The following is a 13,575-nucleotide window of genomic DNA, read 5'->3' as shown; positions in this document are numbered from 1 at the left end:
AGTGCGTGGATTTTAAGGGTTTATTCCAACAGATCATCGATCTTTTTGCCCGGCTCAACAAGGCGCAAAAGATCACCATTGTTTCAGCCTTTGTCTTGGTGGTGGCCTTTCTTATTTTCCTACTTGTTTATCCCACTAAAGGGAATAACGATCTCTCCAATTATGGTGTGCTCTTTGAGGGGATGGATAATAGCGACAATGCTTTAGTTCTGCAATATTTGCAACAAAAACAAATCCCTTATAAAATCCCCAAAGACGACACAATTCTAATCCCCAAAGATAAGATTTATGAAGAGAGAATCGCGTTGGCTTCGCAGGGGATTCCCAAAACCAGTAAAGTAGGCTATGAAATCTTTGATACAAAAGATTTTGGCGCAACAGATTTTGATCAAAATATCAAATATATCCGCGCTATTGAGGGGGAACTGAGCCGCACTATTGAGAGTTTAACGCCCATTGATAAAGCCAGTGTGCACATCGCCATTCCCAAAGATAGCGTCTTTGTCAGTCGAGAGATTCCTCCTACCGCTTCTGTGATGCTCAAAATCAAGCCCAATATGCGCCTTTTGCCCAAACAGATCCTTGGAATCAAGAATCTAATTGCTGCCTCTGTGCCTAAGCTCACTGTGGAGAATGTCAAATTAGTCAATGAAAATGGTGAGCCTTTAGGAGAAGATGATGAATTAGACACCACTAAGGAGTTAGCTCAAGCCCAACTCCACTATAAGCAGAATTTTGAAAATCTACTAGAAAGCAAGATTTCTAACATTCTAGCTCCCATTGTAGGAGGGCGCGATAAAGTTGTCGCTAAGGTAAGCGCAGAATTTGATTTCAGTCAAAAGAAAAGCACAAAAGAAACTTTTGATCCAAATAATGTCGTGCGTAGCGAACAAAGTATGGAGGAAAAAAGAGAGGGTTATCCTAAAAAACAAGTGGGTGGAGTGCCTGGCGTGGTGAGTAATATCGGGCCTGTGCAAGGTGTCGCCAACGATCAGCTCAAAGAAAAATACGAAAAATCTACCAACACCACAAACTACGAAGTAGGGAAGACGGTTAGCGAAATCAAGGGCGAATTTGGCGTGCTCACTCGCTTGAATGCGGCCGTTGTTGTGGATGGGCGTTATAAAAAAGTGGATAAAAACGGGACAGAAACAATTGAGTATGTGCCTTTGAGCGCTGAGGAAATGGACAAGATCAACGCGCTTGTCAAACAGGCCATAGGTTATAGCCAAAGCCGTGGAGATGCGGTGGCGGTGAGCAATTTTGAGTTCAATGCCAAAACCGCCAAATATGTGCCTATCAGTGCCTATGAGAAATTTGTCAACACCACAGAGAGATACTTAGGACCTTTCTCCTCCCTCTTTAAGTATCTTATCATCGGGTTAATTCTCTATGTTTTTTACAAAAAAGTCATCACCCCTTTCAGCCAGCGTATGCTAGAAATCCAGCCAGATGAAGAAGAAAAAGTTCAATCTCTCTTTGCGATGGATGAGGATGATGAAGAAGAGATCGATCGTTTTGGAGAAATGCGTAAAAAAGTGGAGGATCAGCTAGGGTTGAGCGCGAGCTTTAATGAAGAAGATGTGAAGTATGATATTATGCTAGAGCGCGTTAAGGGCGCGCTCAAAGAAAAACCCGCAGAGGTGGCTTCTTTATTTCAGTTGTTAATTAAGGATGAGGTGGCAATCACTACCACAAAAGGAAACTAAATGGCAAAGCTAACCCCCAGACAAAAAACTCAGCTCGATGAATTTACGATGTCTGAAAAGCTTGCAATCTTGTTGATTCAAGTGGGCGAAGAGGCCACAGCGGGGATTTTACGCCATTTAGATGTGGACTCCATCACTGAAATTAGCAAGCAGATTGTGCAACTCAATGGCACAGATAAGGCAGTGGGTGCGGCGGTTTTAGAAGAGTTTTTTGTCATTTTACAATCCAATCAATACATCAATAGCGGAGGACTAGAATACGCACGCGAGCTTTTAGTCAAAGCCTTAGGGCCTGAACAAGCCAAGATCATCTTAGAGAAACTTAGCCGTTCTTTACAAACCCAAAAGAATTTCGCTTATTTGGGACGGATCAAGCCCCAACAACTTGCCGACTTTATCATCAACGAACACCCTCAAACTATCGCGCTCATTTTAGCCCACATGGAATCCCCCAATGCTGCTGAAACCTTGAGTTTCTTCCCAGATGACATGAAGGCGGAAGTGAGTATTAGAATGGCTTCCTTAGGAGATATTTCTCCTCAAGTGGTTAAAAGAGTTTCCACCGTTTTAGAGAATAAGTTAGAGGCCCTCACTAGCTACAAGGTAGAAGTAGGTGGCACGCGTGCTGTGGCTGAAATCTTTAACCGCTTGGGTCAAAAGGCAGCCAAAACTACTCTTGCGCGCATTGAAAATATTGATGCTAAGTTGGCCAATGACATTAAAGAAATGATGTTCACCTTTGAAGATATTAGCGGACTTGATAACTTTGCCATTCGTGAAATCCTTAAGGTGGCAGACAAAAAAGACCTTACCCTTGCGCTCAAAACCTCCACTGAGGAGCTTAAAGCCAAATTCTTAAGCAATATGAGTAGCCGTGCGAGCGAACAATTCATTGAGGAAATGGCTTACTTGGGTGCAGTGAAAATTAAAGATGTGGAATCTGCCCAACGCAAGATCATTGAGATAGTCCAATCCCTAGCTGAGAAAGGTATTATCCAAATGGGTGGAGAAGAGGATATTGTTGAATAATTTTAGTGAAGAAAACCTGATCGCCAAGGACGATCTTGCCAAGCATAGCATCGCGCGCTACGAGTTTAAATCCATTGCCGATTTTGCCCCAGAACCTGAGCCTGAGAGCAACACACCGCGTAGCGCGCCCCCTCCTCCACCTTTGGAGTCTGCAGAGCTCACGCGTTCCATCCAATTAGAAAATGAGCTTGTAGAGTGTTTGCTCAAGAAAACCGATGAACTCTCTAGCCATTTGGCCAAGTTGCAGATGCAGTTTGAAAAAAGTCAAGAAGAAAGCCAAACCCTTTTGCAACAGACTAGGGAGGATAGCTATAAGTTAGGTTTTAAAGAAGGAGAGCAAAAAGCTAAAGATGACTTGAGCGCGAGCATTGAGGAGGAGAAAAAACACCTCCTGCAATCCTTAGGCACTATTGATCAACAAATGCAACAATCTCAAGCCCACCTAGAGACACTAGAAAAAGAACTCAGCGCGATCGCTGTGGAGATCGCTAAAGAAGTCATTGTAAAGGAAGTGGAGGAGAAAAGCCAAGAGGTTGCTCTAGCTTTAGCCAAGCAACTTTTACAAAACATCATGGACGCTACGGATATTTGCTTGAAAGTCAATACGCTAGATTACCCTTACCTCTCCCAACACCTTAAGGACATGCCAAAAATCAAGCTAGAACCCAATGATGCGATCGCTAAAGGAGGAGTGCTCATTAGCAGTTCTCAGGGAAATATCGATGGCAATTTAATGACGCGCTATAAAAATCTTAAAGAAAGTGTATTAGACAACTTAAAGGTATAAGGTGGAAGCACTGATTGATGCGCAAGATTTAAATGTGTATGGGCAAGAAAGCGCGTATTTAGAAAAAATTTGCGCCTCATTGAGAGGCCGTATCTTAGAGGTAGTTAGTTCTAGGGGAGGACATTTAAGCTCCTCACTAGGGGCCACAGAACTCATTGTGGGCTTGCATAGCGTTTTTGATAAAGATAAGCATCCCTTTATTTTTGACACCAGCCATCAAGCCTATGCGCATAAACTTTTAACTGGGCGTTTTGAGGCCTTTGACACCTTGCGCCAAATTCATGGCCTCAGTGGATTTTGCCGTCCTAGCGAGTCCATTTATGACTACTTCATTGCCGGGCATAGTTCTACGGCGATCTCTGTTGGTGTTGGCGTGGCCAAAGCCTACGCACTTGCAGGTAAAACAGAGGTTCCGGTTGTGGTAGTGGGCGATGGGAGTTTGAGCGCAGGATTAGCCTATGAAGCCCTTAATGAATTGGGCGATCGCAAATACCCTCTAGTAATTCTCTTAAATGACAATGAAATGAGTATCGCTAAACCCATTGGGGCGATTAGCAATGCGCTCTCTCAACTAATGGCGCGTCCTCTTTATCAGTCTTTCCGTGACAAAATCAAAGCTATTCTAAAATCCATGCCGGAGGGCGTGAATTATTTGGCTAATCGCTTTGAGGAATCTTTCAAGCTCATCACGCCCGGGATTTTCTTTGAGGAATTAGGCATTAGTTACATGGGTCCTATTGATGGCCATGATTTAGAAGCCATTGTGCAGGCCTTAAAACTAGCCAAAGAGACCAAAGGCCCCATGCTCATCCATGCCCAAACTACGAAGGGCAAGGGGTATAAGATTGCTGAGGGACCTTATGAAAAATGGCATGGAGTAGGACCTTTTGATTTAGCTACAGGATTGCCCAAAAGTGTTAAAGATAACTCTAAACCTTTAAGTCCTACGGAGGTATATTCTAAAACCCTTTTGGCATATGCAACTGAGGATGAAAAGATTGTGGGAGTTACTGCAGCTATGCCCGGAGGAACTGGACTTGGCAAACTCCTAGACACCTACCCCAATCGTTTTTGGGATGTGGGTATTGCTGAACAACATGCCGTAACCTCTATGGCAGCTTTAGCCAAAGAAGGATTTAAGCCCTTTGTAAGCATTTATTCTACCTTTTTACAACGCGCCTTTGATCAAATTGTACACGATGTCGCCATTATGTCCTTACCTGTAAAATTTGCGATCGATCGGGCTGGGATTGTGGGTGAGGATGGAGAAACCCACCAAGGCCTGTTAGACATCGCCTACTTGCGCCCCATTCCAAACATGGTTTTACTAGCACCTCGAGATAACGCTACCTTAGAGTGTGCCATTGCTTTTGCGCACAATCATGATCAAAACCCGTGCGCTTTTCGTTATCCTAGGGGGAGCTTTTTGCTTGAAGAAGGTGTTTTTGAGGCAAAACCCTATGTTTATGGCCAATGTGAACTGCTTAAGGCACAGGGAGATATTTTATTCATCGGATATGGCAATGGCGTAGGACGGGCTTATCAAACTCTAAAGATTCTTGGAGATTTAGAAATTGCATTGCTTGATCTTTGTTTTTTAAAACCCTTAGATCGCGCGCTCCAAGAAATTCTACCACGCTATGCGTATATCTATGTTTTTAGCGATTCCTATGCCAGTGGAGGCGTAGGGAGTGCCTTATTGGAATACTTGGCTAAAATAGGCTATTTTCCTAAAATTTTTAAAACTTTTGAATTAGAAGATGCTTTTGTTTTGCATGGAAATACAGCTCTTGTAGAACAGAGTCTAGGCATCGATCCAAATACTCTAGCCTCTCAAGTTTTAAAAGATTATAAAGTCTAGTTCCTTCATGTAAAGTTTTGAGGATTTAAAGGGTTGTTAAAGCTTGTTACTGCATAGCATGTAAAAGCTACCCACCACATCTACGAGAGATGCAAAACCACAAAAATATAAGAAATTAAGTAGAAAAATGAGGAAAGAAGACAAAAATTAAATCCGCCTTGACCCCCTCCTTTTTAAACTATTCGTGGTGTTCGCCACCTTCTTGTTTAACTTCTTTGTGTTCCTCAGTTTTAGCAGGAGCTTTGGCAGAAGCTGGTTTGCTAGCTTCCTCTTTGTGTTCCTCTGCTTTAGGGGCGGATTGTTTAGCCGCTCCTTTATTTTCGTGCTTCATGCCTTCATGCCCATGTTTAGCCCCATGTCCATGATGCTTGCTTCCATGTTTTTTAGTATGTTTATGCGCACAAAGAAGTTCGCGTTTTTTACCCTTACACACTTGCACATCTAGGCCCATTTCCAATAATTCATCATGGCTATGATCTTTTTTCTTTTCTTCAAGAGCACTAGCCACTTCTTTACGCAAAGCCATAAAGTCTTTCGCACTCATTCTAGCAAGATTAGCTTTGTAAGTTCGATCTAGCTTAATTTTAAAGTTAGTGCGTGCCTTACCCTTTAAAGCTTTAAGACGCTTGGCCACTTCCATTTGGTAATCCAAAACATCTTCCGCATTGTGCAAAGTACCTGCCAATTTTAAAAACTCACCAGTTTTTAAACTGGAATAGTCCTCCGCATGGGCCACACCCAAAGCTAAAGCACCCATCATCACAAGACCTAAAAAACGACGCATCAAAAACCCTTTCTAAAAGCAAGATTTAAAAAAACAAGCTAAATTCTAGCTAAAATCTATTGAATTTGAGCTTAATATTGTAGATCAACTCAAACTTTCAAAACAGACTCAGAGATTGGTACCAAAAGTCGGACTCGAACCGACACGAGGTTGCCCCCACCAGATTTTGAGTCTAGCGTGTCTACCAATTCCACCATTTTGGCACAAAAGGCTACAATGCATGGCACACCAATCATTGCGTAAGCAAATATCACGCATTTGGTGCACTGGGCGAGAGTTGAACTCGCACGAGTTGCCTCACCACCCCCTCAAGATGGCGTGTCTACCAATTCCACCACCAGTGCAAATCCCCCTCCCAATTGAACTATGCTAAGAACGGATTGCTATAAACCGCAATAATCGCAAACACTAAAGTGTAAATAACTTGCGCTTCGATCATCGCCATCGCGATAAACATGGTTGTTAGGAGTTTCCCCCCTACCCCTGGATTACGCGCTGTACCCGTGATAGCTGCTGCAGCTGCATTGCCCATCCCAATAGCACCCCCGCAAGCGGCTACCCCTAAGCCCACAACAGCCCCCACAATGGAGTAGGATTTAATCATTTCCACACCACTAATATCCGTCCCAAAGGCCAACCCAACCATCCCTAAAAAGAAAAGCGCAAAAAACCTCATGCACAACTCCGCATCTTTAGAATATTGCTAAGCGCAAAAGTTTATTATGGCATTCCCAAACTTAATTTTCAAGCCAAATCTACATCAATTTTACCGCTATCATCGTGAATGGCAATGATCCTGCACTCTAAAGTGTTATTTTCCATAAAAGAATCTTTATCTAGATCGCGTTTTTCTAAATGACTTTTATGCAAGAGCGCGTCCCCACCTCGTGGCAAACGCACAAAAATTCCAAAATCAACCACTTTTTTTATCTCTACCTCTAAGACCTCTTCTACATGGTAGGGCTGAAATCCTGTCATTTCTAAGATGTATTCCTTAGCATCTAAAACATTTTGAGCACCCCCACTGATACACACTGCTCCACTTGTTTTATCTAATTCAATCTGCACCTCAAAACGCTCAATAATTTCTTTAATGCTTTTTCCAGAAGGTCCTATAATCGTAGCGATTTTCTTAGGAGGCACAGAAAAACTCTCTTGGGTGGGCAGAGCATCTGTATTGGGCATGATGCCTTCGATAGCTTGCTCCATGCACTCTAAGATCGCCCCGCGTGCTTCTTTGGCCTGTTGGAGGATTTGGGATAGAAGTGCTAGAGAAAGTCCTGCGATTTTAGTGTCCATTTGTAAGGCTACCACGCCTTCTAGGTTTCCGGCAATCTTGAAATCCATATCCCCTTGCATGTCTTCTAAAGCACTAATATCGCTCAAGATCGCTGTTTCTTCGCCTTGTATAATGAGTCCCATAGCCACCCCAGCGATTAAGGATTTCAATTTAATCCCGCTTGCATAGAGAGCCAAAGATCCTCCACACACGCTAGCCATTGAGCTTGATCCATTGGACTCTAAAATTTCTGAAACAAGGCGGATGGTTTGATCGGACTCTAAGATCGATCCCTGCAAAGCGCATTTGGCTAGATTACCATGTCCAATTTCTCTACGGCCCGGCGCGCTTAAAGGAGTGGCTTCTCCCACGCTAAAGGGGGGGAAGTTATAGTGGAACATAAAACGCTCCTTGTGCAATCCATCTAAATTTTCTTGCAACTTGGCATCGTTGGGCCCTCCCACGGTGCAAACAACTAAGGCCTGTGTATGGCCACGCGTGAAAAGTGCACTCCCATGACAATGGGGTAGTAGATTAGTTTCAATAGAAATAGGGCGGATAGTTTCAAAACCACGCCCATCTGGGCGCGTCTTGGTGTGTAAAATCTCTTCACGGATGCATTGATGCGTATAACGCTCTAAGCTCCTTTGAATCTGCTCAAAAGTGTAGGAATGCCCCTTCTCTTGTAGAGTGTGTGCGATGGCGGTGGTCAAATGAGCAAAATCGACTTCTCGCTCGCTTTTTGCCATCTGTGTTTTTATTTCTAAAATCTGTTGGTGGAAATGTTGCTTTAAGAGCAGTTCTAAAGTAGGATTTGGAGGGGTGGGGGTATTGATAGCAAGAGGAGCTTTTCTATGAGGCGCAAAGCTTTTTTGAAATTGTAAGCAGTTTTCGCGGATATGTTTTTGCGCTTTTTCTAACAAATCTAAAAGGGTGGCTTCTGGTAAGCTCTCTTGAGAATGCATTTCAACCATGAGCAGTGCCTCAGAAGTGCCAGAAACATAGAGATTGAGATCACTTTTTTGTAGCTCTGTAGCATTAGGATTGTAAACAATTTTTCCTCCAATTCTACCCACACGCACCGCAGCTACATTTTCAATGCCAAGATTAGCCAAATAAAGCGCGTTAGCAGCAGCATGCAGGGCGCAAACTTGCAGATCGCTTTGCTGGTCATGGCTGAGGACCAATAATGTAATTTGGGTGGGATGGGCATAGTCTTTGGCAAAAAGAGGCCGCAAACTCCGATCGATAGCGCGCGAAGTGAGGGTTTCAAATTCGCTCAACTTACCTTCGCGTTTGTTAAACCCACCCGGAATGCGCCCTATAGCATAAGCTCTTTGACTAAAATGCACACTTAGGGGTAGAAAATTTTCCTCTACACAGGCCTTATCTACCATAATGGTAGCCAATATCACGCAACCCTTATGGCGATAAAGAAGCGCGCTAGTGGCCTGTTTGGCAATGTCATTGAGGCGATACTCCTCGTGATGAATACGAATGGTCATAATTCTCCTTTATGAATTGGTTTACTAGAGTCTGAAAAGAAAGCCTCGATTTCAGCTGCACTTAGTTTTAGAGGCTTCTTATAGTGATGTTCAATGGATACAAAAAAATCAGGGCGGTAGACACTCACTACATTATCACAAATCAGGCTAAGATTTTCTTCCACAGATTTGGGCAAAATCGGAGTGAGCACAGAGATACTTTTAGCCTGTTTATCCATACAAGTTTGAATCGCTAGGCCGGCTGTAATGCCTGTTTCAATGCCCTGATCGACTAATAAGACATTTTTATGCGCTAGAGATTTGAGCATGTTGCCCTTGCGAAATTTGTAGATTTTAGAGAGGATTTCCTCTTCATACACCCGTTTAGCTTCACCATAGACATAATCCAAGCTGATCCCAAAGGCTTGAATGAGCTTTTCATGCATGATAATATCCATCCCCTCGCTTACAAGCGCGATTTCACATTCGCGATTTAAGGGCGCATAAATAGAGCCACTAAAAAGGAAATCGCGATCTGTGTGGAATTTACTAGCGAGGGTGTTGGCGTATTGGATACCACTTAGACTGGTTGCCAACACAATGGCATTGTGTAAATCTAAATGACGCATCATAATCTCATTCATCAGTTTTTCTAAAGCGTCCTGATGGTCTTCAAAACGATAATCTTGCGCAATCATTGTTTCAGCTGTCGGTAGGTGATATTGGTTTTGGTAATAGGAGAAAAGTCCAATTCTAGTTTGACATAATTATTCTCATAGACTCTTAGAGGATCGGCGGGGTCATTGGTAAGCACGGGCCGGCGACGATTCACAAACATCAAACCGATTCCAAAACAACGAATTTTTTTGAAGATACCAATATCCCAGTTGAGCACGACATTATTTTTAATGTCATAACCAATAGAGCTTGTGAGTGAAAACCAGCGGAAATCATTGCTAAGACCGGCTTTAAGATAATTAGAACTATTTTCGACAATTTTATTGATGCCGTTGTCATTGAAATTAGATTTGAGGTAGTAGGAGATATTGGCATTAAGAAATTTATAATTGTAGTTAGCATTGATAGACACCTCATCAAGGCTGTTGTAATACCAAGAGTAAAAGAGAGTGCCATAAATATTAAGTCCCTTGAGTGGGGAAAACCCTATTTTAGTCTCCATGGGCATACGAAAAAAAGAAACCTTGTCCGAAAAATCTAAGGCCTGAGAGATGCGCCAATAAAATAGTTCGTGGCCATCTGTGCCGTAGAGATATTGCGTAAGATTTAAATTGAGTTGCCCTCTTGAGGGGTTGGGCTCAATGATGGCTGCAGGATTCCACACCGAATCATAAACCTGTCCTCGATAATCGTAATTGCTAAGAGTGTCTGAAGTAAAATCATTGCGCGCCTGCGCGCTCAACACATACATTTGGTTATTAAAAAGCCCGTTGGTGAAGTTATAATAAGTTCCCTGCAACACAGCCTCTAATTGCATGGTATGCAGGAGCTTATTGTATTCACGCGCCAAATCCGAGTTGAGATAGAGGGCATAAGAGCCAGAAAAGGCATTCCCATAATTGCGACTCACGCCCTGTATGCTAGGAACATAGCTATTTTTCTGATCTGTCATCACCACATTGCTAAAGTTGAAAGTGTTCCAAAGTCCCACAGAGAGGTATTTTTTAAACAAGGAAAATTGTAAGCCTAGAGGCACTTTAGCGCTGTTTTGCAAATATCCATAGCCCACTTGGCGCACAATATCATGAAATTGATAATCCAAAGAGTAGAGGAGATGTTTCCAACCCAAAGGAGCTAGGTATTTATGGTATTGCAGACTAGGGAGAGATTGAAAGGTGCGGTCGTTGTTGATTTTATTGAGATTGAGAAAATACTTGAGATTTAAGCCATAATAATTGTTGTTGGTTTGGACATAGTAATTGCCCCTTGACATATGGGTTGCATCTGTGATGCGCTGGTTGACTTTTTCAAAGCGCACATAGTCCAAATCGTTCATATAAAGAAAATCAAGATAAAAGGCGTTGTCTAAATGAGATTTCAAGCCAAAATATTTTTGCAAAACCTGACGGCTAGCCTGCAGGGCTTCAAAACCAAAAACATTTTGATTACGCAAATTATATTGTTTGGTATAGTGATCGTAGTTGCGGAAATAGCGCATATTGAATAAAAATTTATCTTGGTGCTTGTTGACCATTCTAAAATTAAAATTCAGCCCTAAACCTCTTTTAGAGCGGATTTGAGGCGTTAAGGTCATGTCCCAAGAATCTCTAGGAGCGATGTAGATGGGTTGCAAATAGATAAAGCCGGCTAAGTTAGAAGTGCCAAATTCTGGATAGAGAAGCCCACTGGTGCGTTTCGTGCTAGTGGACATAAAAATATAGGGCAAGTAAAGCACGGGGATATTCCCTAGATAAATCTTAGGATTCCATAAACTCAAATGGGATTTATCTGCATTAAAAGATCCAGAAGTGGCGTTGATATGCCAAATAGGGTTTTCTACACTACAGCCTGAAGCGGTGAGGTTTTTAATGCGGTAGGTGTTTTGATTGGCATGGGCGATGTCTGCGCTGATCCATATCCCACTCACACTATCCTGCACATAAAAAGGAAAAATGAGCTCGTAGTGTTTATTGAGCTTGATCTTAATATGTTCGGCGCGCACCAAAAGCCCCTCACCTCTATAAATCTTGACATGACCATTGAGGGTAGCTTCTTTTGCTTCCGTGTTATAGGAAACTTCATCAGCCATGATATAAACATCATAGTTAAGCAAAATCGCATGCCCAGTAGCAGTTACTACATTGTTTTTAGCCTCCACACGATCGGCTAAAATCTCAAAAATCTTGTGGTTTTTTTTATTGAATTTTTGCACAGCGACCTGCTGTTTTGCTTCTATAGCCGTCCATAAAAACCAACATAAAAGAACAAAACGCCAGAGCATTCATCTCATGATGATCAAAGTCTTCGCCCCTCTGTCATGAAAGGTGCGTTGAAATTTATCCATAGAGAGATAAAAGAAAGGACACAATAAAGCAAGTTCCTTGAGAGCAAAACGCTTTAATCTTTCTGAAAAAGTGGGTCTATCTAAACTTTTTAAACTCACGACTCGCAAGTGAAACACCAATTTCCCTACACTTGCCCAAAAACAGCCCATGCAAATCCCCTCATAACACAAGTGCAAAAAGGTATATAGCAAGATATAGCGTAAAAAAGCATGGGCATGGAGTAAAAAGCCCAAATGCAGAGCGTCTAACCAACGCGTGTTAAAATCCCAAGCCATCAAACCCACTAAGAGCACATCTACCCCATAAGCCCCCACACGACACCACCAAGGCGCGAGCACTAGGCGTTCTTTGTAAATGGTTTCTTCTAGTTTGTAGTGATCGGGCATCAAGAGCCAATATCCTCGCGGAATTGCATGCCTTCAAACTGCACCTTGTGCACAAGATGGTAGGCATGTTCTCTAGCCTCCAAAAGAGATTTCCCCACTCCTACACACGCCCCCACACGCCCTCCAGAGACCGAAAAAACCCCGTTCTCTTGGGCAATCTCTCCTAAATCTAAATGCCCATTTTTTTCATCCATAGGATCGATATAGACACTTTGACCCTCTGACATTTGATAGGGGTAATCTTTCGAGGCAAGCACCACACCTAAGCAATATTGTGGGTGCAATTCTAGGGACAATTCTTGCAAGTTGCCCTCTAAAGTCGCTTGAAACAGATCAAATAAAGGAGTTTTGATCAAAGGGAGTAGCACACTGCATTCTGGGTCTCCAAAACGCACATTGTATTCGAGCAAATAGGGCTCTAAAGTCCCTTCTTCTTGAATAGCCATGATGCCTGCATATAAAACCCCTACCAAAGGTCTACCCATATCCTTCATGGCTTTTAAAATGGGTTCAATCACCCTAGTGGCGATCTTTCTCTGCAAAGTGGTATCGCACATGCCAGCGGGTGCAAAAGCCATCCCCTCTGTAGTGGGGCCTCCTCCAGAAAGTTGTTTATAAGTTTGGCAAGGAGGTAAAAGTAAGTAGTTTTCATGGTGCACTAAAGCAAAGAGAGAAAGCTCCATGCCCTCCAAATAAGTTTCAACCACTACCTTTTTTTGCTCTCTTTTATTGAAAAAGTGATCCAAGGCTGCCATGCTTGCATTCTCATCTCGTGCGATCACCACTCCATCCATACACAAACTATCAGCTTTAAATACTAAGGGATAGTGCAAGTCTTGAAGTTGATTCAAATTAGGGCTTGTAAGAATTTTAAAAGGAGCCAAAGGCACATTGTGAAGTTGGGCTATTTCCTTAGCAAAGCTCTTGGAGCTTTCTAGCAAGCTAGCTTGCTGGCTAGGTCCAAAAACTTTAAGCCCTGCGCTCTCACAAAGATCGCTCAAACCTTCTACCAAAGGTTGAGTAGCTCCAATTACAATCAAATCAATCTTTTTTTCTAGGGCAAATGCGACTAATTGCTGGTGATCAGAATGATTGACATTGATGCCAAAACTCTGAGTTCCTCCATTACCCGGGCAAAAATAAATGTCGCCCACACGCGTATCCTCTCTAAATTTGCGCCCTAGCGCGTATTCGCGTGCCCCACTCCCCATAATTAAAATTCTTTTTTTCATC

The 13,575-nt window shown here is 42.7% G+C and carries 11 protein-coding genes and 2 tRNA genes; 4 read left to right on the top strand and 9 right to left on the bottom strand.

The genetic code is table 11. The features are described from left to right. Positions 1-5: 5 nt before the first annotated feature. The 4 genes from fliF to dxs are packed head-to-tail and all read left to right on the top strand — an operon-like array spanning position 6 to position 5,386. A complete protein-coding gene (fliF, locus tag HFELIS_RS01475; protein ID WP_013468767.1) occupies positions 6-1,709 on the top strand; it encodes a flagellar basal-body MS-ring/collar protein FliF in 1,704 nt (567 codons plus the stop codon). Beyond that, positions 1,710-2,738, top strand: coding sequence for a flagellar motor switch protein FliG (gene fliG, locus HFELIS_RS01470; RefSeq protein ID WP_013468766.1), 1,029 nt, complete (start codon positions 1,710-1,712; stop codon positions 2,736-2,738). Next, a complete protein-coding gene (gene fliH, locus HFELIS_RS01465; RefSeq protein ID WP_013468765.1) occupies positions 2,731-3,525 on the top strand; it encodes a flagellar assembly protein FliH in 795 nt (264 codons plus the stop codon). Before fliG ends, fliH begins: the two co-directional genes overlap by 8 nt. Before the next feature lie 13 nt (positions 3,526-3,538). Further along, positions 3,539-5,386, top strand: coding sequence for a 1-deoxy-D-xylulose-5-phosphate synthase (gene dxs, locus HFELIS_RS01460; RefSeq protein ID WP_041303048.1), 1,848 nt, complete (start codon positions 3,539-3,541; stop codon positions 5,384-5,386). A gap of 178 nt (positions 5,387-5,564) precedes the next feature. Here the strand turns inward: dxs and HFELIS_RS01455 are convergent, their stop codons facing one another. The 9 genes from HFELIS_RS01455 to purD form a co-directional block, all read right to left on the bottom strand. Then, positions 5,565-6,170, bottom strand: coding sequence for a DUF1104 domain-containing protein (locus HFELIS_RS01455; protein ID WP_013468763.1), 606 nt, complete (start codon positions 6,168-6,170; stop codon positions 5,565-5,567). Between the two features lie 116 nt (positions 6,171-6,286). Then, positions 6,287-6,373, bottom strand: a tRNA-Leu gene (locus HFELIS_RS01450). A 56-nt stretch (positions 6,374-6,429) separates the two neighbouring features. Next, positions 6,430-6,514: transfer RNA gene (locus HFELIS_RS01445), tRNA-Leu, on the bottom strand. Between the two features lie 20 nt (positions 6,515-6,534). Beyond that, positions 6,535-6,846, bottom strand: coding sequence for a F0F1 ATP synthase subunit C (locus tag HFELIS_RS01440; protein WP_013468762.1), 312 nt, complete (start codon positions 6,844-6,846; stop codon positions 6,535-6,537). 68 nt (positions 6,847-6,914) lie between these two features. Continuing rightward, entirely contained in the window at positions 6,915-8,954 is a 2,040-nt protein-coding gene (locus tag HFELIS_RS01435) for a polyribonucleotide nucleotidyltransferase (RefSeq protein WP_013468761.1), read from the bottom strand. After that, positions 8,951-9,631: a phosphoribosyltransferase gene (locus HFELIS_RS01430; protein WP_013468760.1), complete on the bottom strand. Its 681-nt coding sequence runs from the start codon at positions 9,629-9,631 to the stop codon at positions 8,951-8,953. The genes HFELIS_RS01435 and HFELIS_RS01430 overlap by 4 nt, the downstream gene beginning before the upstream one ends. Beyond that, positions 9,628-11,892, bottom strand: a complete 2,265-nt coding sequence (locus HFELIS_RS01425; protein WP_013468759.1) for an LPS-assembly protein LptD — start codon at positions 11,890-11,892, stop codon at positions 9,628-9,630. The genes HFELIS_RS01430 and HFELIS_RS01425 overlap by 4 nt, the downstream gene beginning before the upstream one ends. Then, complete coding sequence (locus HFELIS_RS01420; RefSeq protein WP_013468758.1) at positions 11,893-12,342, bottom strand: RDD family protein; 450 nt, start codon at positions 12,340-12,342, stop codon at positions 11,893-11,895. Further along, positions 12,342-13,574: a phosphoribosylamine--glycine ligase gene (gene purD / locus HFELIS_RS01415; RefSeq protein ID WP_013468757.1), complete on the bottom strand. Its 1,233-nt coding sequence runs from the start codon at positions 13,572-13,574 to the stop codon at positions 12,342-12,344. Before purD ends, HFELIS_RS01420 begins: the two co-directional genes overlap by 1 nt. Position 13,575: the final 1 nt, after the last annotated feature.

Source organism: Helicobacter felis ATCC 49179 (assembly GCF_000200595.1).
GTDB classification, from domain to species: Bacteria; Campylobacterota; Campylobacteria; order Campylobacterales; family Helicobacteraceae; genus Helicobacter; species Helicobacter felis.
The sequence above is the reverse complement of the archived record's forward strand: the minus strand, read 5'-3'. Positions and strand labels throughout refer to the sequence as shown.